The organism is Serratia rhizosphaerae (genome assembly GCF_009817885.1).
Classification (GTDB): domain Bacteria; phylum Pseudomonadota; class Gammaproteobacteria; order Enterobacterales; family Enterobacteriaceae; genus Serratia_B; species Serratia_B rhizosphaerae.
This window is the reverse complement of record NZ_CP041764.1, coordinates 1,369,271-1,393,477: the sequence shown is the minus strand read 5'-3', so window position 1 is coordinate 1,393,477 and position 24,207 is coordinate 1,369,271. Positions and strand designations below refer to the sequence as shown.

Genomic DNA, 24,207 nt, shown 5'->3' with positions numbered 1-24,207 from the left:
GTGCGAATACGATGGATCGGTGTTGTCATGATGGTGTTTGGCATGATTTGGCTGGCAGGATGCAACGGCATGAAAAAAATTGAACCTGAAGACTACTTTACCGGCCAACAGCTGATATTGGCCAAGGCTATTGAGGCGGGGGACCTGGGCAGGGTAAAACAACTGGCGCCGGAAACAGATTTAAACACCCCGGGTGAACAGGATTTAACCTTATTATTCTTCGCCTTGAATGAGACGTACTACAATAATAATCCCAAACCACGTTTGCAAATTGTGACCGCGCTGGTCAAAGCAGGGGCTGATCCTTTGCAACCACTCCCCAGAGGGATGGCCAGCCCGGCGGAAATGGTCTCAATGGGGGATAAGGATATCTGGCTAAAGGCATTGCTAGATGGTGGCTTGGATCCGGATGCCAGAGACCGAAATCATAATGAAGCGATTATCTATAGCGCACTGAAAGCCAGGAATACGGATACGCTAGCATTATTGACCATGCGCGGTGCTGATGTTGATGCCAATGACATTTTAGGCCAGACGCCGTTAGTGGAAGCTTTTTTCAGCAACCGTTTTGAACACGCTATTTATTTGCTGGATCACGGTGCCAACCCGAATCCGGTAGACAAAAAAGGACGAGGATTTACTGCATTGGTACAAAGACGCCTCAATAGTACCCGGCCGGAAACTGAATACCACCAGAACTGTCTGCGGCTGCGCGACAAGCTGATCGCGTTGGGCGTAAAGTGGCCGCCGGAGGCGTAACGGTGGCGATGGACTGGCCAGCATTAGGCAAAGGGACGATCATGCGTAACCGATGGATAAGTATCGCCGTTGTTTTTTGGGGACTAATCTTGCTGGCAGGATGCAACGGCATGAAGAAAATTGAACCGGAAGACTACTTTACCGGCCGACAGCTGATATTAGCCAAGGCCATTGAGGCCGGCGACCTGAACAGGGTAAAACAGCTGGCGCCGGAAACAGATTTAAACACCCCGGGTGAACAGGATTTAACCTTATTATTCTTCGCCTTGAATGAGACGTACTACAATAATAATCCCAAACCACGTTTGCAAATTGTGACCGCGCTGGTTAAAGCGGGAGCTGATCCTTTGCAACCACTCCCCAGAGGGATGGCCAGCCCGGCGGAAATGGTCTCAATGGGGGATAAGGATATCTGGCTAAAGGCATTGCTAGATGGTGGTTTGGATCCGAATACCAGAGACAGAAATCATAATGAAGCGATTATTTATAATACGTTACAAGCCAAGAATACGGATACGCTAGCATTATTGATCATGCGCGGTGCTGATGTTGATGCCAATGACATTTTAGGCCAGACGCCGTTAGTGGAAGCTTTTTTCAGCAACAGTTTTGAACACGCTATTTATTTGCTGGATCACGGTGCCAACCCGAATCCGGTAGACAAAAAAGGACGAGGATTTACTGCATTGGTACAAAGACGCCTCAATAGTACCCGGCCGGAAACTGAATACCACCAGAACTGTCTGCGGCTGCGCGACAAGCTGATCGCGTTGGGCGTAAAGTGGCCGCCGGAGGCGTAACGTGCGCGATGAGCATGACGGAGGCCATCCGGCGGCTTAGCTGAAAAACGTCGATAGCGACATCAATATGCAGATGGTGACCGAGGTGCAGCATATTGTGATATTGGCCGAACACCGGCTGGCGGTAGCGCGCCCGGATCCGGATTGCTAACTATCCTAAATGACTGGCAGGTTCTGCCCGAATGCTGGCAGGGCCTGCCTGATAGTGTAATATCGTCGCTACGTCAGGGGCTAATCTGGCCGCTGCTTATCAAGTTTATATACTTAGCACAAGCACAGGACGGCGCTAATGAGATTGATTTCACTATCAACGGAAGAGCTCGAACCTTTTCAATTTTCCCGTATTTTTCATCCCAGTTCGGCACGTTATGAGTTGGAGTCAAAATATCTGTTCGGGGCGTCATCGATGCCCTCGATCAATCGTCGCTATCCGGTCAGCCGCCGTGAGATTTCCGGCGTGGGTGTGTCGCAGTTCCGGGAAGACCGGCAGATAAAAAATCAGGTGCTGGCTGAGCTGGAATCGGGGCAGCTGCTTGCCATTGATGACAACTGTTTTGGCTGGTCGCCGGCGCGGCACCTGTTCTTTATCGACCAAACCGGCCGGCTGGTGCAGTACCCGGCCATTTTGCCGCCGCTCTACCCGACGCAGCGGATAATTCAGCGCTATGAGGCGATGGTTGCCCGCTATCACGTCCGTCCGCCGGCGACGGTGCTGCCCCCCAGTTACCGGCCGCAGCAGAAAACGCCGGTTGTCGCTGCGGCAGCTACTGCGGCGGCGGTTCGCCGGGATCCACTGGCCGCGATGCGCGATATGAGCAAGCGCGAACGCTGGCAGGCCCGGCAAAACCTGATTGGCCGTGGCCAGCGCAGCATCTACCCCGATGCGCGCATCGCCGCGACGCGGCTGGGTGAGAACAATATCGCCGTTGAGAAGGCCAAGCTGGCGCAAAATGTTTACGGCGTTGACGGGCGACCGATTAATGCACAGGAAACGATGCCGAACGTGCCCGAAGGATGGCGCGATATTAGTAATAATAGTAAAGCGTTAGATAAGATCGGTTTATCTCCGGAAATGTTATATGACAAAGTCGATGAGCCTGATTTTTTATCCAGAGTGTACTCGCCTGACAGTGCTGTATTTGGCAATGATATGACCACGACCGTCGTCTTTCGGGGGACGAGGATGGAAAAGTTGACTGATTGGAACAACAACGCTCGTCAGGGGATTGGTGTTAACTCTGCTTATTATGAGAACGCGGTCGCTGTAGGTAATTATCTTAAGAATACTCGTCACCAGGTCGATATTGCCGGGCACTCATTGGGTGGAGGCCTTGCCTCTGCAGCGGCCGTTGCCAGCGGTAAGCCCGCCTGGACGTTTAATGCTGCAGGCCTTAATGCCGGCACGGTGGAAAAATATGGGGGCACCGTAACCGGCGATGGTTCAAAAATTGCCGCCTACCGGGTGCATGGCGAGGTATTAACGAAGCTGCAGGAATTCCACTTACTGGATGATTTAAAGAGCGTGAACTACGATATTCCGCTGCTGATGATGAAACGGCAGTTCTCTGCGCTATTACCGAGCGCATCGGGTGCCGCGAAATGGCTGCCGGGCGGTGAGGGTAGCGCCATTGATAAGCACGGTATGCAGCAGGTGATCGACAGCCTGGAGGAGCAGAAAGAGGCGGATATGACCACCATTACTAACAGGTTATAACTATGCGTACACGATGGTTAGGTATTGCCATAATGATGTTTGGCATAATTTGGTTGGCAGGATGCAACGACATGAAAAAAATTGAACCGGAAGAATACTTTACGGGCCAACAGCTGGTTTTGGCCAAGGCCATTGAGGCGGGTGACCTGGAGAGGGTAAAACAGCTGGCGCCGGAAACGGATCTGAATACTCCGGGCGAACAGAGCTTAACCCCGCTGTTTTTCGCCCTAAATGAAACCTACTACAACAATAATCCCAAACCACGTTTGCAAATTGTGACTGCGTTGGTTAAAGCGGGAGCCGATCCTTTGCAACCGCAGTCTAACGGGATGGCCAGCCCTGCTGAAATGGTTACCATGGGGGATAAGGATATCTGGCTACAGGCGCTATTGGATGGTGGGTTATCAGCAAATGCAAAAAATAAACAGTGGGGAACCGCTATTATCTTTGACACGCTAAGAGCAAAGAACACGGCAACTCTGGCTCTATTAATAGAACGTGGAGTAAATATAGATTCCCGCAACTCATTAGAAGAAACACCGTTAATGGCAGCCTTTCTTCGCAACCGCTTTGAACACGTAAACTATCTGCTGGATCATGGTGCTGACCCAAACCCGGTAAATAAACAGGGCTGGGTATTTGCTTCGCTGGTGCAAAACGCCATCAAAGACAGCCGGCCGGAAACTGAATACCACCAGAACTGTCTGCAGCTGCGCGACAAGATGATCGCGTTGGGCGTAAAGTGGCCGCCGGAGGCATAACAGGGGCTGTGGCGATGGACTGCCTGCACTCATCAAAGGGATAATCATGCGTAACCGATGGATAAGTATCGCCGTTGTTTTTTGGGGGCTAATCTTGCTGGCAGGATGCAACGGCATGAAAAAAATTGAACCTGAAGACTACTTTACCGGCCAACAGCTGATATTGGCCAAGGCCATTGAGGCTGGCGACCTAGAGAGGGTAAAACAGCTGGCACCGGAAACGGATCTGAATACCCCCGGCGAGCAGAAATTAACCCCGCTGTTTTTCGCCATCAACGAGGCAATGTATAACGATAATCCGGCCAATCGACTGGAAATTATTACGGCGCTGGTCAGTGCTGGTGCGGACCCTTTACCGAAGGGAAGAGACAAGCCTGCTGCATGGATGGCCAAGGGCGATAAGGATATCTGGCTGAAGGCCATGCTGGACGGTGGTCTATCTCCGGATGCTAGAAATAAGGACAATGATGATCCCATAATCTATGAAACTATGTATGCCAAGACTACCGATACGTTGGCATTATTAGTTGTGCGCGGTGCCGATGTTGATGCGCGAGATTCTTTAGGTGAAACACCGTTAATGGCAGCTTTTTACAGCAATAGCTTTGAGCACGCTAATTATTTGTTGGACCACGGTGCTGATCCTAACCCGGTAAATAAGAAGGGGTGGGTATTTGCTTCACTGGTGCAAAAGCGCCTTAATAAAAGCCAGCCAGATACTGAATACCACCAGAAGTGTCAGCAGCTGCGCGACAAGATGATCGCGCGGGGGTGAAGTGGCCGCCGGAGACCTAACGGGTATGGTGGCGATGGGCTGGCTGGCGTTCGGTAAAAGGACGATCATGCGTAACCCATGGATCGGTATCGCCGTTGTTTTTTGCGGGCTAATCTTGCTGGCAGGATGCAACGGCATGAAGAAAATTGAACCGGAAGACTACTTTACCGGCCAACAGCTGATATTGGCCAAGGCCATTGAGGCGGGGGACCTGGGCAGGGTAAAACAGCTGGCGCCGGAAACGGATCTGAATACCCCCGGCGAGCAGAAATTAACCCCGCTGTTTTTCGCCATCAACGAGGCGATGTATAACGATAATCCGGCCAATCGACTGGAAATTATTACGGCGCTGGTCAGTGCTGGCGCGGATCCTTTACCACAAAGGGGGAACAAGCCGGCTTTATGGATGGCCAAGGGCGATAAGGATATCTGGCTGAAGGCTATGCTGGACGGTGGTCTATCTCCGGATGCCAGAGTTAAGAGCACTGACTATCCCATGATCTATGAAACCATTTATGCCAAGACTACCGATACGTTGGCATTATTAGTTGTGCGCGGTGCCGATGTTGATACGAGGGATTCTTTAGGCCAAACGCCGCTAATGGCAGCTTTTTTCAGCAATAGCTTTGAGCACGCCAATTATTTGCTGGACCACGGCGCTGATCCAAATCCGGTAAATAAGAAGGGCTGGGTATTTGCTTCGCTGGTGCAAGACGAGATCAAGGACAGCCGGCCGGAAACTGAATACCACCAGAACTGTCTGCGGCTGCGCGACAAGATGATCGCGTTGGGCGTAAAGTGGCCGCCGGAGGCATAACAGGGGCTGTGGCGATGGACTGCCTGCGTTCGTCTAAGGGATAATCATGCGTAACCGATGGATAAGTATCGCCGTTGTTTTTTGGGTAGTAATTTTACTGGCAGGATGCAACGGCATGAAAAAAATTGAACCGGAAGAATACTTTACGGGCCAACAGCTGGTTTTGGCCAAGGCCATTGAGGCGGGCGACCTGAACAGGGTAAAACAACTGGCGCCGGAAACGGATCTGAATACTCCGGGCGAACAGGACTTAACCATACTGTACTTTGCCCTGAATGAAACTTACTACAACAATAACCCCAAGCCACGTTTGCAAATTGTGACCGCGCTGGTTAAAGCAGGGGCTGATCCTTTGCAACCACTCCCCAGAGGGATGGCCAGCCCGGCGGAAATGGTCTCAATGGGGGATAAGGATATCTGGTTAAAGGCACTATTGGATGGTGGTTTGGATCCGAATGCCAGAGACCGAAATCATAATGAAGCGATTATTTATAATACGTTACAAGCCAAGAATACGGATACGCTAGCATTATTGATCATGCGCGGGGTTGATGTCGATGCGCGAGACTCTTTAGGTGAAACACCGTTAATGGCAGCCTTTCTCAGCAATAGCTTTGAACATGTAAATTACCTGCTGGATCACGGTGCGGATCCTAATCCGGTAAATAAACTGGGCTGGGTATTTGCGTCGCTGGTGCAAGACGGCATCAAGGACAGCCGGCCGGAAACTGAATACCACCAGAACTGTCTGCAGCTGCGCGACAAGATGATTGCGCTGGGGGTGAAGTGGCCGCCGGAGGCGTAACGCGCGCGATGAGCATGACGGAGGCTAGCCGGCAGCCCCCGTCTTTCCAAGGCGGTTTAGCTGAGCGCCACCTTGATGCCGAGGGCAATCAGCATGCCGCCGAGCAGTTTATCCACCACCTTCTGGGCTTTCTCCAGCCCGCGTCGTACCGGGCCGCTTTGAATCAGAAACACCAGCAGCGGCCACCACAGGACGGACAGCCCTAAAATAATCCCCGCGTACCACAGTTTCTCGCCGATCCCGGAATCTATCTGCAGTACTTGGGTAAACACCGCCAGGAAAAACAGCGTCGCCTTGGGGTTGAGCAGGTTGCACAGGTAGCCCTGTACGAAAGCGCTCTTCAGGCTGACCTGCTGCTGTGGCAGGTTGCCGACGTTCATCTTGCCGCCGCCGCGCGACAGCAGTGCCTGCACTCCGACCCAAATCAGATACGCCGCCCCGGCGTACTTCAGCAGATTGAACAGCCAGGGAGTGGTGGTAATCACCACCGCCAGCCCGGCGACGCAGTAGGACATATGGGTGGCGACGCCGCAGATAACGCCCAGCGCGGTGATCAGCGCGGGCAGCCGTTGATAGCGCGCCGCATTTTTAATCACCAGAAAGAAATCCGGCCCCGGCGACAGCATGCCCAGCGTGGCGATGCCGGCGACAAATAACGAGGTTTCAAGCATGTTCACAATCTCGGGAAAAAATGAGGACGGCATCGATAATAACGCCGCCGACCCTGATGCGCATCAATCCACCACCGCTATCTTCAGCAATATGATGAATATTCATGGAGCAGAGTGCGTGGGGCGGTATGGGGCAGGATCATAACATGAGCAGGCAGCAGCAACGTGAAGTGACGCGCCTGTGCATCCAGTGCGGGCTGCTGCTGTTGCAGCACGGCGCGGAAAGCATGCTGGTGGAGCAGCTGTCCGGCCGTTTGGGCCTGGCGCTGGGGATGGAGCGGGTAGAAAGCTCGATCTCGGCGAATGCCATCGTCCTGACTACCATCAGCCACGGTGAGTGCCTGACCAGCACGCGTAAAAACGTCGACCGTGGCATCAATATGCAGATGGTGACCGAGGTGCAGCATATCGTTATTTTGGCCGAGCACCGGCTGGCGGATGCGCAGGACGTCGCCAGACGCTTTGAAAAACTGCGACCGCTGCGCTATCCGCGCCCGCTGGTGGTGCTGATGGTGGCGCTGTCCTGCGGTTGTTTCAGCATGCTGAACGGCGGCGGCCGGGACGCCTTTGCCGTGACTTTTGTCGCCAGCGGTCTGGCGATGTGGGTGCGGCAGTGGCTGACGCAGCGGCAGATGAATCCGCTGATTAACTTTTGCCTGACGGCGTTTGTTGCCACCTCGGTATCCGGCCTATTGCTGCGCCTGCCGCTGTTTAGCCAGACGGCGGGCGTGGCGATGGCCGCCAGCGTGTTGTTGCTGGTGCCGGGTTTTCCGCTGATCAACGCGGTAGCGGATATGTTTAAAGGCCATGTGAACACCGGGCTGGCGCGCTGGGCGATGGCCAGCCTGCTGACGCTGGCGACCTGTATTGGCGTGGTGATGGCGATGTCGCTGTGGGGGCTGCGGGGATGGGCATAAGTTTGCTGTGGGCGCTGATGCAGGACATGCTGCTGGCCGCCGTACCGGCGCTGGGGTTCGCGATGGTGTTTAACGTGCCGCGCCGCGCGCTGCGCTATTGTGCGCTGCTGGGGGGCGTCGGGCACGGCACACGCATGTTGCTGATGTGGCTGGGGATGAATATTGAGTGGGCCTCTTTTTTGGCGGCGGTGCTGATCGGCATGCTCGGCATCTCCTGGTCGCGTTGGCTGCTGGCGCATCCCAAAGTCTTTACCGTGGCGGCGGTTATTCCGATGTTCCCCGGCATTCCGGCCTATACCGCGATGATCTCGGTGGTGGAGCTGTCCCATCAGGGCTACAGCGAGGTGCTGATGGGGGTAGTTGTCAGCCATTTTCTCAAGGCCTGCTTTATCGTCGGGGCGCTGTCGATTGGCCTGTCGCTACCGGGGCTGTGGTTATATCGTAAACGGCCCGGCGTTTAGTTTATTGTTCGGTGTCATTAGCGATTCTGATAAGAGCTGTCTTATATATTCATATTGCTTGTTTACCCTATCGACGGCCGATGGGGCTTTACGTATAGTGTGTCCAATTTGAGCGGCTGGCGCTTTTAAGCTTGAGCGACAGGGAATATAACTGGCCGATTGGCGGTGGTGTACCGCGTTGTCCTCAGCCTGCTACAGCATATCCATTAGGTTTATACAGGGTTAAATAATGATCATTAGCCTGATCGCTGCGTTGGCGGCGGATCGCGTAATCGGCATGGAAAACGCCATGCCGTGGCACCTGCCGGCGGATTTAGCGTGGTTTAAACGTAACACGCTGAATAAACCGGTCATTATGGGTCGTAAGACCTTTGAGTCGATTGGTCGTCCGCTGCCGGGCCGTCACAATATCGTGCTGAGCAGCCGGCCGGGCAGCGAAACCGGCGTCACCTGGGCGACCTCGCTGGACGAGGCCCTGGCGGCGGCCGGCAATGTGGAAGAAGTGATGATCATGGGCGGCGGGCATATCTATACCCAATTTCTGCCGCGCGCCGACCGCCTGTATCTGACGCATATTGATGCGGAGATCGGCGGCGATACCCACTTCCCCGATTATGAGCCTGACGAGTGGGAAACCTCGTTCAGCGAATTTCATGATGCGGATGCGCAAAACTCCCACAGCTACTGCTTTGAGATTTTAGAGCGCCGTTAATTCCCCGCCATCCGATGACTTCAGCAGCCAGGGCGCAATGTATTTGCGCCCTGGCTGGTTTTGGCGCGTAAATTTTTTGCCGCCCGTTGCTTGTAACATTTTCGTCACACTTCCTGATTAGTATGAAGCCCAACTTTGAGCGCCCGGCCACTCTGGTGACTTTGAACCGTGGCGTCAGCTAACAGGAAGCGAAATCATGACGAATAACATTGAGCAATTAAACGCCGACCGCCTGATCGATCCGACCCGTCGTAAACTGTTATTGGGCAGCGCCGGCGCGGTGGGGCTGGCGGGCTTTCTCGGCGGCGGGATTTGGTCGGTATCCGGCGATGCGCTGGCGGCGGACCTGCCGGTCAACAAGCTGTTGGGCTTCAAAGGCATTGCCGCTTCGACCGCGGACGATATTGCTATTGCCGAAGGCTATAACGCCGAGGTACTGATTTCCTGGGGCGAACCGCTGGTCGACGGCGCGGCGGCGTTCGATCCGAACGGCGGCAACAGCGCGGCCGAGCAGGAGAAACAGTTCGGCGACAATAATGACGGCATGAGCTTCTTCCCGATTGACGATAACCACGGCGTGATGGCGATTAATAACGAATACGTCAACGAGCAGTATCTGTTCGCCCACGGCGGCGACAAGGCCACCAGTCTGGAAGACGTGCGTAAGTCGCAGGCGGCGCATGGCGTGTCGATCGTGGCGGTCAAACGCGTCGGCGATACGCCGCGTTGGGAAGTGGAGCGCCCGTCGCGCTATAACCGCCGTATTACCGCCAATACGCAGATGCAGTTCAGCGGCCCGGCCGCCGGCCATCCGCTGCTGCAAACCGCCGCCGATCCGAGCGGCCGCAAGGTGCTGGGCACTTTTGGCAACTGCGCCAACGGCAAAACGCCGTGGGGCACTTACCTGACCTGTGAAGAAAACTTCGATACCTACTTCGGCACCCAACAGGCGGATTACCAGACCACGCCGGAGCAAAAGCGTTATACGCTGAAGGCTAACGAGCCGGAACGCAACTGGCCGGACTTTGACGAGCGCTTCGACGTGGCGAAGAACCCGAATGAATTTAACCGCCACGGCTGGATTGTGGAAATCGATCCGATGAACCCGACCTCTACGCCGATCAAACACACCGCGCTGGGGCGCTTCAAGCACGAGAACGCGGCGGTCACGGTGGCGAAAAACGGCCGCCTGGTGGTGTATATGGGGGATGACGAGCGCGGTGAGCATATCTATAAATATGTCTCCAAAGGTAAAGTGGACAACGTCAATCCGGCCAATAACCGCAGCCTGTTGGATGAGGGCACGCTGTTTGTGGCGCAGTTCGACGGCGATGCCAGCGGCACGCCGCTGAAGGGAAAAGGGCGCTGGATCGCGCTGGAGTTCGGTAAAAACGGTCTGACGCCGGAAAACGGCTTCCGTGACGCTGCCGAAGTGCTGATTTTTGCCCGCAAGGCGGCGGCGCAGGTCGGCGCCACCAAGATGGACCGTCCTGAGTGGATCGCGGTGAACCCGCACGACGGGCGGGCTTACTGCACCCTGACCAACAACAGCAAACGCGGTGACGAAGGCATGCCGCTGAACCCGGCCAACCCGCGGCCGAAAAACATCTACGGCCAGATTATCCGCTGGGATGAGGGCGGCGACGCCACTGCGGAGCACTTTTCCTGGGATATGTTTGCGCTGTGCGGCAACCCGATTGCCCACCCGGAAGGCATGTATCGCGGCACGCCGAATATTACCGCCGAGAATACCTTTAACAGCCCGGACGGGCTGGGGTTCGACAGCGCAGGACGCCTGTGGATCCTGACCGACGGTAAGTACAGCAACAAGGGCGACTATCAGGGGCAGGGGAACAACCAGATGCTGGTGGGGGATCCGCAAAGCGGTGAAATCCGCCGCTTTATGGTCGGGCCGAAATCTTGTGAGCTGACCGGCGTCACCTTCGCCCAGGATTACAAAACGCTGTTCGTTAACGTTCAGCACCCGGGGGAAGAGGGGGATTCTCACTTCCCGCACAACAGTCCGCGGCCGCGATCGTCGGTGATGATGATTACCCGCAAGGATGGCGGGGTGATCGGGGCTTAAGCAATGTTGCGGCGTCGGCGCTTTGGGTTGCCGACGCCGCAGCGATTAGGCCAGCGCGGCGTTTTTTAAACGGGTTTTCAACGCCTGATATTCCGTTTTCACGTAGCTTTCCGCCCCTTGCTGATCGGCGATAGCAAGCAATTTCACCGCACAGTGCTTATACTCCGGCGTTTTGGCGATCGGATCCAGATGATCCAGCGTCAGCTCATTACAGGCGCCGATCCACCATTGATAGGTCATATAAACCGCGCCACGATTGACGCGCTCGCTCAGATCCGCGCGGCTAATCACTTTACCGCGGCGCGAGCTGACCCAGACGAGTTGGCGATCCTGAATGCCGGCGGCCTGTGCATCAAGCGGGTTGAGCTGTATGCATCCCGGTTCATCGGCCAGCGTCTGCAGTGCGCTGCAGTTGCCGGTCATCGAACGGCAGCTGTAATGTCCGACCTCGCGCACCGTACATAGCACCAAGGGGTATTCTCTGTCGGTTTGTTCCTGCGGGGGACGCCACTCGCTGGTGGTCATCAATGCCTTACCGCCGGGACGCGAGAAAATAGCGTGTTGGTACAGATAGGGCGTACCGGGGTGGGCATCATCCGGGCAGGGCCATTGCACATAGCCGAGGCCGGCCAGCTTTTCATAGCTGGCACCGGCGAAGTTTGGGCACAGCGCACGCATTTCGTCCCAGATTTGCTCGGTATTGTCATAGTGCATGGAGTAGCCGAGCGCGCTGGCAAGCAGGCTGATGATTTGCCAGTCGGTTTTGACGTCTCCTTTGGGTTCTACCGCCTTGGCGAAGTGCTGGAAGCCACGGTCAGCGCTGGTGTACACCCCTTCATGTTCTCCCCAGGAGGTGGCCGGCAGGATCACATCGGCCATTGACGCGGTTTTGGTCATGAAAATATCTTGCACCACGATCAGATCAAGCGCTGCAAACGCCTGACGCATCAAAGACAGATCCGGTTCGGTCTGTAGCGGATCCTCGCCCATGATGTAATAGGCTTTCAGTTCACCGCTCAGCGCCTTATGCGGTACGTCGGTGATAGTACAGCCAATTTCGCTGCTCAGCGTCGGCACACCCCAGGCGGCAGTGAACTTTTCGCGCGTGGCTTCATCGTTCACCGGCTGATAGCCCGGGAAGCTGTTCGGCAGAGCCCCCATGTCGCAGGCGCCTTGCACGTTGTTTTGTCCGCGCACCGGCCCGACGCCGACGTTAGGCCGTCCGAGGTTGCCGGTTAACAGCGCCAGCCCAGCTAACCCTTTCACCACCTCGACGCCCTGTCCCCACTGAGTGACGCCCATGCCCCACAGCAGCGTGGCGCTGCCGGCTTTGGCATACATCACGGCGGCATCGCGGATCTGCTGCGGCGACAGGCCGGTGATCTCGGCGGTGTAGTCCGGGGTATAGCGCATGACGGTTTTGCGGAACTGCTCAAAGCCCTCGGTGTGCTGTGCGACGAATTGGCGGTCATACAGACTCTCGGCAATGATTACCTGCGCCAGTCCGTTTACCAGCGCCATGTTACTGCCGTTGCGCAGTGGCAACCAAATATCGGCCAGACGAGCGGTTTCGATATGACGCGGATCGCAGACGATAATTTTGGCGCCGTTCTGTTTGGCTTTCAGAATGCGTCTGGCGACGATCGGGTGCGAATCTGCGGCGTTGTAGCCGAAAATCAGCAGACAGTCGCTATGCTCGATCTCGCCGATCGCGTTGCTCATCGCGCCGTTGCCCAGCGTGGCCTGCAGCCCGGCGACCGATGGTCCATGGCAAACCCGCGCGCAGCAATCGATATTGTTGCTGCCCAGTACGGCACGTACGAACTTTTGCATCAGATAGTTGGCTTCGTTGCCTGGCCCGCGCGACGATCCGGTCGTCATGATAGATTGCGCGCCGTATTGCGCCTTAAGCGCCGCCAGCCGTTCACTGACGTAGCCGATGGCTTCTTCCCAGCTGACCTTTTCCAGCTCGCCGCCGCGCTGACGGCGGATCATCGGGGACTGCAGGCGCGGCGTGAGCAGTTTGGTATCGTTGAGAAAATCCCAACCGTAGTAGCCTTTCAGGCACAGTTCGCCCTGATTGGTGACGCCGTTGGCGCCTTCGGCGCCCACCACGCGGCCATGCTCAACCAGCAGATTAAGTTTGCAGCCGGAACCGCAGTAGGGGCATACCGTTAATACTTTTTCCATTGTTGGCTTCTCCATACAGGCGTTCAAAACGCGTAGACGCCGGCGTCACCGCAGGCGGTGCGCCGCTGTTTATCGGCCACCGCGCGTTGCAGTTCACGCTCGCCGACCAGCGTCAGCGCATGGGTCGGACAGACGCGGATGCAGGCCGGCCCGTCTCCTTGCGTGTGGCACAAATCGCACTTGAGCGCTTCGCTGCAGGTTGAGTTCTGCGTGACCTCAATGGCGCCGAACGGACAGGCGACGACGCAGCTTTTACAACCGATGCAGCGTGACTGGATCACGGCCCAGTAGCCTTCGGCACGTACGATCGCATCATGCGGACATACGCTGGCGCAGGGCGCGTTCTCGCACTGGCGGCACACCACCGGAATGCTGACGCTGAAGGTTTTCACCATTTGCAGACGCGGTGCGAAGTTGTGGGGATGCAGCGCGTCGTCGTTGTGCGCCAGCGAGCAGGCGATTTCGCAGGTGCGGCAGCCGATACATTTGTCTGCATCGGCAACGATAAACTGATTAGTCATGAGTGTTTCTCCTGTCGTTCGGCGTGCGACGGCGACGCATTTTCCAGCGCGTCGATGATGCTTAACGCCGCCTGACGGCCGTCGGCGAGGGCGGTGACCACCAAATCGGCGCCGCGCACCGCATCGCCGCCGGCGAAGATGCGTGGATGGCTGGTTTGATACGGATAGTTCCCCTGGTGGGGCGCGACGATCAATCCCCAGTCGTCCAGCGCGACATGTTGCGGCGCCAGCCAGGGCATCGGATGGGGCTGGAAGCCAAAGGCCATAATGATGGCGTCGGCCTCCAGCAGAAATTCGGAACCGGGCACCGGTGTTGGCCGTCGACGGCCGCTGGCATCCGGCGCGCCCATCTCGGTGCGCGTCAGGCGAATGCCGGCCACCGCGCCGCCGGCGTCAAGCTCAATGCTGAGCGGTTGCACGTTGAACATGAATTCCACGCCTTCTTCGCGAGAGTTTTTCACCTCTTTCTTCGAGCCTGGCATGTTTGCTTCATCGCGGCGGTAGGCGCAAATCACCTTGCTGGCTCCGTGGCGTACCGAGGTGCGCAGGCAGTCCATCGCGGTGTCTCCGCCGCCCAGCACCACCACGCGCTTGCCGGCCATGTTGACGTATGGCTCGCTTGGCAGCGGTGGTAGTCCCATCAGTTGTTTGGTGTTGGCGATCAGAAACGGCAATGCCTGGTAGACGCCGGGCGCCTCTTCATTGGCTAGTCCGGCCTTCATGGATTGATAGGTGCCGACGCCGAGGAACACCGCGTCAAACTCTTCCAGCAGTTCGCCAAGCGATATGTGTTCGCCGATTTCGACGTTCAGCCGGAATTCGATGCCCATAGCGCTCAGTAGCTCACGCCTGCGGCTCAGCACACTTTTTTCCAGCTTGAAGGCCGGAATGCCGAAGGTCAGCAGCCCGCCGATCTCCGGGTGGCGATCGAACACCACCGTTGTAACGCCGTGGCGTGCCAGCACGTCGGCGCAGCCCAGCCCGGCAGGGCCGGCGCCGACCACGGCAACGCGATACGGTCGCGGCACGACCTGGCTGAGGTCTGGCCGCCAGCCCATCTCCAGCGCGGTATCGGTGATGTAACGCTCAATATTGCCGATAGTCACTGCGCCGAATTCATCCAGCGTGCAGCCGCCTTCGCACAGGCGGTCCTGCGGACAGACGCGGCCGCAGACTTCCGGCAGACTGCTGGTGCGGTGAGAAAGCTCGGCGGCCTCCAGGATTCGCCCTTCGCGCGCCAGCGTCAGCAATTGGGGAATGTTGTTGTGCAACGGGCAGCGCCATTCGCAGAAGGCGTGCTCGCTGCAGCGTAGGCAGCGCTCGCCCTGCTGGACGGTCTGCTGAGGGCTGAAGCGTTGATAAATTTCGTCAAAGCCGCAGATACGCTGTTCAAGCGCGATCTTGATTGCGTCGCGGCGCGGCTGTTGCCGCGCGGTCGATATCGGCGACGGCGAGGAGACCGTCGGCCGAGGTGCGCCGGCGAAACGCCGTTGCTTTTGCCGTTGCGCAGCCTGTAGCGCGCGGGCGTCGAGCAGATGCAGCGCTCCGGTCGAACAGGCGCTGACGCAGGCTTGCCCATCGTTAACGCCGGCGCATAAATCACATTTATGTGCGACGGCACCGTCTTCCCGTGGCGTCATGACGATAGCGCCAAACGGGCAGGCGATGACGCAGTTTTTACAGCCGATGCAGCGTGTTTCATCCAGGGTGATGCGTTCGTCCGCCTGCGTCAGCGCGGCGGTGGGGCAGACGCGAACGCATGGTGCGTCTTCACAGTGGCGGCACAACACTGCGCTGCGCAGCGTCGCCTCTTTCAACACGCGGATACGCGGGGTGAATCCCTGTTGTCCCTGCGGATAATCGCCATGATGATGAGCCAATACGCAGGCAACTTCACAAGCGCGACAGCCGATACATGCGTGGGCGTCGGCAATGACAAATTGATTCATATATTCATCCCTGCAAACAAATGGCCTAAGTTCTCGCAGGAAGTTATGCAAAGGGCGTGCAAGCTGGGGGTTATCGTACGGTGTGATGCCATCGTTGCGGCGTCGGTCACATTTTTGCCGTGTTTTAGTGGGAAGCGCCGCTGGCGTGTGCCGTCAGCGAGATTGTTTTTCTCAAACTGAGAGTTTTTATTATCAAGTTGATAATTTATCTCGCGTTTTTTTTCGTCTCGCAGCACAGCGTTTGCGAAAAAATGCCCTGTTCTTCGTTCACGGTCACAAAGTTGAACTTAACCTGAGCGCCATGCAGTGGCTGGCATAACCATTGCTTTCCTATGGTTAATGGCGTTGCGTTTTATTATTTCAACCATGGCAGCACATCCTGCTATCCCGTTTACGGAGAACAACATGGATACAACTACAGTGGGCACGTCGGTGGCGCGCGTTGACGGTCAGGCCAAGGTGACCGGCTCGGCGCTCTATGGCGACGATATCAAAGTGAAAAACATGCTGTACGGTGTCTGCCGCTACGCAGACATTCCCGCCGGGAAAATTCGGCGGCTGGATCTCAGCCGGGCGGAGCGGGTGCCTGGCGTGGTGAAGATCGCCACCTATAAAGATATTCCGGGCACGCCGAAGATCGGTATTGTGGTGAAGGACTTCCTGCCGCTCGTCAACGATGAGGTCTTTTTTCACGGCGACGTGGTGGCGGCGATCGCCGCCACCAGTTATGAAGCGGCCTGTCAGGCGGCGGAATGTATTGATATCGACTATGAACCTTACGCGCCGATCGTCAGTATTGATGAGGCGCTTAAGCCCGGCGCGCGGTTAGTGCATAGCGATAGCGACAGCAATATCGCCGTGAAGCACCATACGGTGAAAGGCGATATCGAGGCCGGTTTCGCCGTGTCCACCCACATTCTTGAGCGCGAATATGAAGTGGGGTATCAGGAGCACGCTTATATTGAACCGGAGTGTGTCATTGTCTATCCCGACCCGAATGAACCGGGCCTGACTATCACTGGTTCTGTACAGAACGCGCACCGGGTGCGCGGCTTCGTATCGGCGTTTCTCGGTCTGCCGCAGTCGCGGATCAACGTGAAGCGGGCGGTGTTGGGCGGGTCGTTTGGCGGCAAGGACGATGTGATTGACCATCTGGCCTGCCGCGCTGGTTTACTGGCGCTGATGACCGGTCAGCCGGTCAAGTTCACCTACAATCGCGAGGCGTCGATTCGCGAGAGCTGCAAACGTCACCCGTACCGCATGAAATATAAAATTGGTCTTGACGATGACGCCAAAATTCAGGCGATCAAGATCGATATTCTGGCTGATAGCGGCGGTTACACCGCCTCTTCGCCGTTCGTCACCTGGCGCAGCGTCGTGCAGGCCGCCGGGCCGTATAACATCGCCAACGTACGGATCGACATCGCCGCGGTGGCGACCAACAACAGCTATACCTCGGCCTTCCGCGGTTTTGGCGCCCCGCAGGTGATATTCGCCAATGAATCGCTGATGGATGAAGTGGCGCGTCATTTTGAGCTGTCGCCCGTGGAGGTGCGCCGGCGTAATATTCTGCGCCAGGGCGATGTCAGTATGGCCGGGCAAAAATTTGACGACCACGTGGTCTCCGCCGAGGAAGTGTTACTGAAGGCGACGGCGAAAGCGGAATTTGACGCCAAATCCCTGCATTATCGCCAGCTGAATGCGCTTGGCGGGCCAATTCGCTACGGCATCGGGCTGGCGGTGAGCCACCGCGGCTGCTCGCTGGGGGCGGAGGGGATGGACGCCTCTTCGGCGCTGGTTCAAATGAACGCCGACGGCAGCATCAATATTTCCACCTCGGTGTCGGAAAACGGCCAGGGGCTGCAAACCAGCATGTCGCTGATCGCTGCGGAAGCCTTTGGCGTGCCGCTGTCCTGGATCACTTTCAACGAGCCGCCTTCTTCGATGATTGCCGACGGCGGCTCCACCGTATCGTCGCGCGGTACGCTGATGGGCGGGCAGGCGATTCTCGACGCCGCCGGCAAAATTAAGCGTCGTATGGTGCAAGCGCTGGCGGAGCGGCTGCATACCGACAAACTGGAAAATACCCGCTGGCAAGACGGCTGCATCGGCAATCTGCTGGAGCCGCAGCATAGCATCAGTATCCAGGAGGCGGTGGCGCTGACGCACAACGCCGGCGGCAACCTGTCGGATTATGGCTGGCATGTGGCACCGCCGATCCACTGGGATGAAGAAAAAGGCTGCGGCAGCCCGTATTTTACCTGGGTCTATGGCTGTCAGGTGGTAGAGCTGCAGGTGGATACCAACACTGGCAAGATCGGCGTCATCAATGTGACCGCTGCGCATGACGTGGGCAAAGTGATCAATAAGGTCGGCTTTGAAGGGCAGGTGTATGGCGGCGTGCTGCAAGGGTTGGGCTATGCGTTGCTGGAAGACTTCAATATTGAGAATGGCCGGGTGAAGTCGGAAAATTTCGATACCTATCTGCTCCCGACCATCAAGGATATGCCGAATATCGACATTATCGCGGTGGAAAATAACGATATCCACGGTCCATACGGCGCGAAAGTGATTGGCGAACCGGTGCTGGAGCTGGCGGCTGCGGCGGCCAATAACGCCTTGAATTTTGCACTGGGTGGCGCAAACGCCCGCATTCCCCTGACGCTGGAGCAGGTGTATCTGGGCTACAACCTGAAGAAACCGGTGCGTCAGAGTGAAGTGCTGATGGCCGAAAGCGATAAAAAACAGGTGCTGCGCCTCAATACGCTGAGCGTAGATTCGCCCGCGACGCTGCGGCAGGCGCTGGAGCTGATGGCCAAGGCAGGCTGTGCGGCGATTGCCGGCGGCACCGACGTGCTGGTTCAGGCGCGTTTGAAAAATACCCCTCTGCGGTTGGTGAATATCGCGAACCTTGAGGAGGTTAAACGCATCGAGCAACATGGCAATGAACTGCATCTGGGGGCCGGGGTGTGCTTTAGCGATCTGGTGGCCGATGAGTTGGTGCAGCAACGTTATCCGCTGCTGGTCACCGCGTGCAAAACCATCGGTTCGCTGCAGCTGCGCAACCGCGCCACGCTGGGGGGCAATATTGTTAACGCTGCGCCCTGTGCGGACTCGGTGCCGCCGCTGATGATTTATGACGCGCAGGTGGAGCTGCAGAGTTTACGGGGGACGCGGCGTCTGCCGCTCAGTGAGTTTATCGTCAGCGGCTACCAAACGCAGTTGGCGGCCGATGAGCTGCTGGTCAAAGTGATTTTACCCGCAGTAGAAGACCGGCCGATACAGAATTTTTACGCCCAGCTTGGCCGGCGTAACGCGTTGAATATTACCCGTCAAAGTCTTAGCTGCCGGATCGCGCTGTCCGCCGACGGGCGCGTCGATTTCTGCCGTTTGGTGGATGGCGCATTATTCAGCAAACCTCAGCGTTTAATTGAGATTGAGAACAGCCTGTTAGGCCAGATGCTGAGTGAACAAACCATCGAGCAGGCCGGCGAGACGCTGAGCGCGCAGATGCAGCAGGCGATTGGCGGCCGCTGGTCGGCAGTTTATAAGATGCCGGTATTTCTCAATATGTTCCGTCAGATGATGAGCGATATCCGCGATGCCCAGGGTAGGGAGATAAAGTAATGACGACCATCAAGATGAAAGTTAACGGTATTTCGGTCAGCGCCGAAGTCGACGGTAACCTGCGGCTGCTGGATTTTTTACGCGAAAATCTGGATCTGACGGGGACCAAGGAGGGCTGCGCGGTCGGGGAGTGTGGCGCCTGTACGGTGATTATGGACGGCAAGGCGGTATGTTCCTGCCTGCTGCTTGCCGCCCAGTGTCACGGTGCGGAGGTCACGACTGTTGAAGCCCTGCAGCGCGATCCGGTGGGGAAACGACTGCAGCATGCGTTTGTTGAGCATGGCGGCGTACAGTGCGGTTTTTGTACGCCGGGCGTGCTCCTCAGCACCAAAGCGCTGCTCGATAGCAATCCGCAGCCGAGTGATGCGGACATTAAGGAGGCGCTGGAAGGCAACCTGTGTCGATGCACCGGCTACCAGCCGATTATCAAATCGATAAAGGCGGTGCTGAAAGCGCGCTGATAAGCGTTGGCCCCTGCTCTCACTCCGGCGCGGGGGCTACGTCAGGGAGGTAAGCATGCAACAGATTGAATGCGTAATGCTGGCGGCCGGTATGTCGACCCGCATGGGAAGCTGGAAAATGATGTTGCCTTATGGCGATGGCACCATTCTTGACAGCGCCATTGCTAATGCGCAGGGGTTTTGTCAGCGGGTGATTGTGGTCAGCGGCTTTCACGGTGACGCATTGGCGAAGCGTTATCGTCACCATCCTCACGTACAGGTTGTGCACAATGCGGATTATCGCACGGGGATGTTTTCTTCTATCCAGACCGGCGTGCGGCAGGTGCGCGGTGAGCATTTCTTTCTGGCGCTGGGCGATATGCCCTGCGTCAGTACGTGGATTTATGCGGCACTGTGGCAGGAAAAGGGCGAGTTTTCGCTAATCCCGCGTTGTCATCAGGGCAAGGGGCATCCGGTGCTGTTGCCGCGATCTATCATTACGCACATTGCCGAAGCGTCGCCGGGCGTGACGATGAAACAGCTGATCGAACAGCAGGATTACCGCTTTTTGGACGTGGGGGACCAGGCGATCCATGTGGATATTGATACCCCGCCACAGTACCGGCAATTACAGGGGGCGGCCGCCATGCTGACGGGCTAGCCCTTCAACTGGTATTTCTTGATTTTACGATACAGTGTAGCCACACCGATGCCTAGCTCCTCCGCCGCCAGCTTTTTGCTCGGGTGGCGGAGCAGCGTTTCTTCTATGAGCAGTTTTTCCATACTCTCCAGGCTGGCGTTAGCTTCATGCTCTTGCTCTGCGGCATGATTGTCCGCTTTGGGCGGCTGCATGGCGTGCTGTGCTTGCGCAATCAGGTTAGGCGGCAGCAGAGCGCTGTCGATGACTTCTCCGTTCGGGACGATATTGATCAAGTACTCCATCAGATTGCTAAGCTCGCGCACGTTGCCCGGCCAGCGATGGTGCTGCAATATTTGCAAGACATCCGGTGACATGCCGGGGTAGACGCAGCCCATACGGCGGGTGTGCAAATTGAGGAAAAAGTTAATCAATAACTCGATGTCGGCCTGTCGTTCGCGCAGCGGCGCCAGCGCGATCGGGATCACGTTGAGGCGATAATAGAGATCCTCACGGAATTTCCCCTCGGCGATATACATCGAAAGGTTTTGATTTGTGGCGGAAATAATTCGAATGTCCACCGATATCGGTTTACTGGCGCCAATTGGCAACACTTCTCGCGATTCGATAGCGCGTAACAGCTTGGCCTGCAGCATTAGCGGCATATCGCCAATTTCATCCAGGAACAACGTGCCGTGGTTGGCCGACTGTATCAACCCTACTTTACCGCTATTGGATGCGCCGGTGAACGCGCCTTTCATGTAACCAAACAGTTCGCTCTCCAGCAGTTGCTCGGGGATGGCGGCGCAGTTAATCGCGATAAACGGTTTGTCGCTGCGCAGGCTTAAGCGGTGGATCGTACGGGCGACCACCTCTTTGCCGGTGCCGCTTTCTCCGACGATTAGGACGCTGGAGCTACCGGGCGCAATGCGGGCGATTAATTGTTTCAGGCGTAACATTGGCTTGGAATTGCCGATCAACTGATCGAAATTCGGCTCCGTTGCGATGAGTCCGTCATCCAGCGCCATGCGCGACTGATGAAAAGCCATCAGCAATAGCTGGTGTTCTTGAATGCTGTGCAGCTGGCCAGTGATTAATAGTTGACGCTGGCCTATTTTGACAATGTATTGCACATGGCCGCAGTTATAATTTTGTAATTGGGTTAAAGGCGTAATGTGAATTTCAACGTGGCTAGTGGTTTCAGAATTGATATCCAGCTGTTTTTGCGCGGAAGAGTTGCTCAGGGTTACCATATTGTCTTTATTTAATACCAATACGCCCTGATCCATGTTTTCTATTAGTGTAATTAATACATTGTTAAAGTTAATCTCCGTAGCCGATGATTCTATTAACTTGCCAACAAAAATATTTGAGATGTGACGGACGTAATCGGAAAGCATCTGGATATTTTTCTTTATTTTTTCCTGCTGCGTTTGGGTAAACGCCACCAGACTGATAACGCCGATACACTGGTTGTTGACGATAATGGGAATACCGAGAAAAGCCTGTTCAGTACAGCTTTCACGATGGGTGCACTGTTCGCACAGCGGATCCTGGTGCGATTGGATCACCACTTTTTCCCGCTTGTTTTCTATCACATAGCGTAACAGGTGACTGTTGGTGTTTAAATTCTGTCCCAGTGCGTGGCTGTATGGGCCGGTGCCGGCGACGCGGGTCAGCGTGGCATCGACAATCTCGACTTCGAGCTGTAGCACGCTGGCGAGCATTTTGGTGAACTTTAAGATCGTGGGTTGGATTTGCATTAATAGCGATTCGGGTTTGACAATGTCCATACTGGCAACCTTTCGCAGCACAATGGCCTAACAGGGAAGCATTCTGCCGCAGGAATGAAAAGCAAAGATCCCCACCGGCAGGCAAACGGCGGCTTTGCCGGTTTCCTGTTGGTAAGGGGAATTTATTATAACAACCTGGGCGTAATTGCCGCTTTGATACGTAAACGTCAGCCGCCTGACGCCGGGTGGAGCAACGCGGGAGAAGCCGGTGAGGCGTTGCGTTGATAGATGAATAAATCGGTCTCTCATGCGAATTTATCATTATGATAATTTCCTGCGAATATCGTATCAATTTGTCGTATTTGTTCATCTCATTTACTTAAATTTAACACCATTTCAAATTAGAAAAACTGACACTTACCTATTCAATCATGAGTTGCTGTCTGTTCGTCGCGCAATACATCACGTATTTGGAAAAATTTCAGGCTTAATCGCACAATTTTACCTTTTTTTACGGTAGGCGGCGGTAAGTCGCCAGGATTGGCACAGAAATTGAACCCCAATTACCAGTGGCCGGCAAACTCCTGGCGGGGGAAATAATGTTTCATAAGAATTTGGAGATAAAAATGAATACGGTAAATGCGCTGATTAAGCAGATCAATGGACTGAAATCAGAATTGAGTAATAAAGATTTTTTACTGACCTGGGAGCAAACTCCACAGGAATTGCAGCAGGTATTAGCCATTGCCGATGCGTTGAAAACGCTACGCGAAGAAAATATCGCCACCAAGGTGTTCAACAGTGGTCTGGGTATTTCCGTGTTCCGCGACAATTCGACGCGCACCCGTTTTTCTTATGCATCCGCGCTGAACCTATTGGGACTGGCGCAGCAGGATCTGGATGAGGGAAAGTCGCAAATCGCCCACGGTGAAACCGTACGCGAAACCGCCAATATGATCTCGTTTTGCGCCGACGCCATCGGCATCCGCGACGATATGTACCTCGGCGCAGGCAACGCCTATATGCGAGAGGTCGGCGCTGCGCTGGACGACGGGGTGGCGCAGGGCGTGCTGCCTCATCGTCCGGCGTTGATTAACCTTCAGTGTGATATCGACCACCCTACGCAGGCGATGGCGGACCTCGCCTGGCTGAAGGAACATTTCGGCAACCTGGAAAACCTCAAGGGCAAGAAGATCGCCATGACCTGGGCTTATTCCCCCAGCTATGGCAAGCCGCTTTCCGTGCCTCAGGGCATTATCGGCCTAATGACGCGTTTTGGCATGGACGTCACGCTGGCGCACCCGCAGGGGTACGACCTGATTCCGCAGGTGGTCGAGGTGGCGCGACGTAATGCCGCCGAGTCCGGAGGCAGCTTCCGTCAGGTGGATTCGATGGCGGAAGCGTTCAAGGGCGCGGACATCGTTTATCCGAAGTCATGGGCGCCTTATCAGGTGATGCAGCAGCGTACAGAGCTGCTGCGGCAGAACGATCACGATGGCCTGCATACCTTGGAACAGCACTGCCTGGCGCAGAACGCCAAGCATAAAGACTGGCACTGCACCGAGGAGATGATGGCGCTGACCAAAGGCGGCGACGCGCTGTATATGCACTGCCTGCCGGCGGACATTTCCGGTGTTTCCTGTCCGGAAGGGGAAGTGACGGAAAGCGTGTTTGAGAAATACCGCATCGCGACATACAAGGAAGCGAGCTGGAAGCCATACATCATCGCCGCCATGATTCTGGCGCGTAAGTATGCCCAGCCGGGCGCCATTTTGCAGCAGCTGCTGGAAGAGGGGCAAAAAAGAGTCAAGTGAGTTTTCAGATTCCGGTGC

At 56.0% G+C, this 24,207-nt stretch carries 19 protein-coding genes and 2 pseudogenes; 16 read left to right on the top strand and 5 right to left on the bottom strand.

What is annotated here, in order from left to right; all coding sequences use genetic code 11:
- Window positions 1-69 precede the first annotated feature (69 nt).
- The 8 genes and pseudogenes from FO014_RS06575 (at window position 70) to FO014_RS06540 (ending at window position 6,431) form a co-directional block, all read left to right on the top strand.
- Window positions 70-759: an ankyrin repeat domain-containing protein gene (locus FO014_RS06575; RefSeq protein WP_105233208.1), complete on the top strand. Its 690-nt coding sequence runs from the start codon at window positions 70-72 to the stop codon at window positions 757-759.
- Between the two features lie 110 nt (window positions 760-869).
- A complete protein-coding gene (locus FO014_RS06570) occupies window positions 870-1,559 on the top strand; it encodes an ankyrin repeat domain-containing protein (RefSeq protein WP_160028451.1) in 690 nt (229 codons plus the stop codon).
- 43 nt (window positions 1,560-1,602) lie between these two features.
- A pseudogene (locus tag FO014_RS23930) lies at window positions 1,603-1,692 on the top strand (threonine/serine exporter family protein); the annotation flags it as partial.
- A gap of 156 nt (window positions 1,693-1,848) precedes the next feature.
- Window positions 1,849-3,273: a Tle-like phospholipase domain-containing protein gene (locus FO014_RS06560; protein WP_111737741.1), complete on the top strand. Its 1,425-nt coding sequence runs from the start codon at window positions 1,849-1,851 to the stop codon at window positions 3,271-3,273.
- A gap of 71 nt (window positions 3,274-3,344) precedes the next feature.
- The gene (locus tag FO014_RS06555) at window positions 3,345-4,034 is read left to right on the top strand and encodes an ankyrin repeat domain-containing protein (protein ID WP_111738112.1); all 690 of its coding nucleotides are present in this window, start codon (window positions 3,345-3,347) and stop codon (window positions 4,032-4,034) included.
- A 46-nt stretch (window positions 4,035-4,080) separates the two neighbouring features.
- A pseudogene (locus FO014_RS06550) lies at window positions 4,081-4,829 on the top strand (ankyrin repeat domain-containing protein).
- Window positions 4,830-4,834: 5 nt separating this feature from the next.
- A complete protein-coding gene (locus tag FO014_RS06545) occupies window positions 4,835-5,626 on the top strand; it encodes an ankyrin repeat domain-containing protein (protein WP_160028449.1) in 792 nt (263 codons plus the stop codon).
- A gap of 115 nt (window positions 5,627-5,741) precedes the next feature.
- Window positions 5,742-6,431, top strand: a complete 690-nt coding sequence (locus FO014_RS06540) for an ankyrin repeat domain-containing protein (RefSeq protein WP_105229730.1) — start codon at window positions 5,742-5,744, stop codon at window positions 6,429-6,431.
- A gap of 56 nt (window positions 6,432-6,487) precedes the next feature.
- Here FO014_RS06540 and FO014_RS06535 read toward each other — a convergent pair whose 3' ends face one another.
- Entirely contained in the window at window positions 6,488-7,102 is a 615-nt protein-coding gene (locus tag FO014_RS06535; RefSeq protein WP_160028447.1) for a LysE family translocator, read from the bottom strand.
- 128 nt (window positions 7,103-7,230) lie between these two features.
- Between FO014_RS06535 and FO014_RS06530 the strand changes: the two genes are divergently transcribed.
- From FO014_RS06530 to FO014_RS06515, 4 genes are all read left to right on the top strand, one after another.
- Complete coding sequence (locus FO014_RS06530; RefSeq protein ID WP_105229731.1) at window positions 7,231-8,019, top strand: threonine/serine exporter family protein; 789 nt, start codon at window positions 7,231-7,233, stop codon at window positions 8,017-8,019.
- Window positions 8,010-8,480, top strand: a complete 471-nt coding sequence (locus FO014_RS06525; RefSeq protein ID WP_105229732.1) for a threonine/serine exporter — start codon at window positions 8,010-8,012, stop codon at window positions 8,478-8,480. The genes FO014_RS06530 and FO014_RS06525 overlap by 10 nt, the downstream gene beginning before the upstream one ends.
- A gap of 232 nt (window positions 8,481-8,712) precedes the next feature.
- Entirely contained in the window at window positions 8,713-9,192 is a 480-nt protein-coding gene (gene folA / locus FO014_RS06520) for a type 3 dihydrofolate reductase (protein ID WP_172606351.1), read from the top strand.
- A gap of 196 nt (window positions 9,193-9,388) precedes the next feature.
- Window positions 9,389-11,278, top strand: a complete 1,890-nt coding sequence (locus FO014_RS06515) for a PhoX family protein (protein WP_160028445.1) — start codon at window positions 9,389-9,391, stop codon at window positions 11,276-11,278.
- A gap of 45 nt (window positions 11,279-11,323) precedes the next feature.
- On the opposite strand, the gene fdhF is transcribed toward FO014_RS06515, so the two are convergent.
- The 3 genes from fdhF to aegA are packed head-to-tail and all read right to left on the bottom strand — an operon-like array spanning window position 11,324 to window position 15,938.
- Window positions 11,324-13,468, bottom strand: coding sequence for a formate dehydrogenase subunit alpha (fdhF, locus tag FO014_RS06510; protein WP_160028443.1), 2,145 nt, complete (start codon window positions 13,466-13,468; stop codon window positions 11,324-11,326).
- Between the two features lie 23 nt (window positions 13,469-13,491).
- Entirely contained in the window at window positions 13,492-13,989 is a 498-nt protein-coding gene (locus tag FO014_RS06505) for a 4Fe-4S dicluster domain-containing protein (RefSeq protein ID WP_160028441.1), read from the bottom strand.
- Complete coding sequence (gene aegA, locus FO014_RS06500; protein WP_160028439.1) at window positions 13,986-15,938, bottom strand: formate-dependent uric acid utilization protein AegA; 1,953 nt, start codon at window positions 15,936-15,938, stop codon at window positions 13,986-13,988. The genes FO014_RS06505 and aegA overlap by 4 nt, the downstream gene beginning before the upstream one ends.
- A gap of 405 nt (window positions 15,939-16,343) precedes the next feature.
- Between aegA and FO014_RS06495 the strand changes: the two genes are divergently transcribed.
- Genes FO014_RS06495 through FO014_RS06485 form a run of 3 tightly spaced genes read left to right on the top strand, consistent with a single transcriptional unit; the run spans window position 16,344 to window position 20,666 of the window.
- Complete coding sequence (locus tag FO014_RS06495) at window positions 16,344-19,565, top strand: molybdopterin cofactor-binding domain-containing protein (protein ID WP_160028437.1); 3,222 nt, start codon at window positions 16,344-16,346, stop codon at window positions 19,563-19,565.
- Entirely contained in the window at window positions 19,565-20,026 is a 462-nt protein-coding gene (locus FO014_RS06490) for a (2Fe-2S)-binding protein (protein ID WP_160028435.1), read from the top strand. Before FO014_RS06495 ends, FO014_RS06490 begins: the two co-directional genes overlap by 1 nt.
- A gap of 55 nt (window positions 20,027-20,081) precedes the next feature.
- Window positions 20,082-20,666: a nucleotidyltransferase family protein gene (locus FO014_RS06485; RefSeq protein ID WP_160028433.1), complete on the top strand. Its 585-nt coding sequence runs from the start codon at window positions 20,082-20,084 to the stop codon at window positions 20,664-20,666.
- On the opposite strand, the gene FO014_RS06480 is transcribed toward FO014_RS06485, so the two are convergent.
- Window positions 20,663-22,435 carry a sigma 54-interacting transcriptional regulator gene (locus tag FO014_RS06480; RefSeq protein WP_160028431.1) on the bottom strand — a complete coding sequence of 591 codons (1,773 nt, stop codon included), beginning with the start codon at window positions 22,433-22,435 and terminating at the stop codon, window positions 20,663-20,665. The genes FO014_RS06485 and FO014_RS06480 overlap by 4 nt on opposite strands.
- A 566-nt stretch (window positions 22,436-23,001) precedes the next feature.
- Here FO014_RS06480 and ygeW point away from each other — a divergent pair.
- On the top strand, window positions 23,002-24,189 hold the full coding sequence (gene ygeW, locus FO014_RS06470; protein ID WP_160028427.1) for a knotted carbamoyltransferase YgeW: 1,188 nt from the start codon (window positions 23,002-23,004) through the stop codon (window positions 24,187-24,189).
- Window positions 24,190-24,207 lie beyond the last annotated feature (18 nt).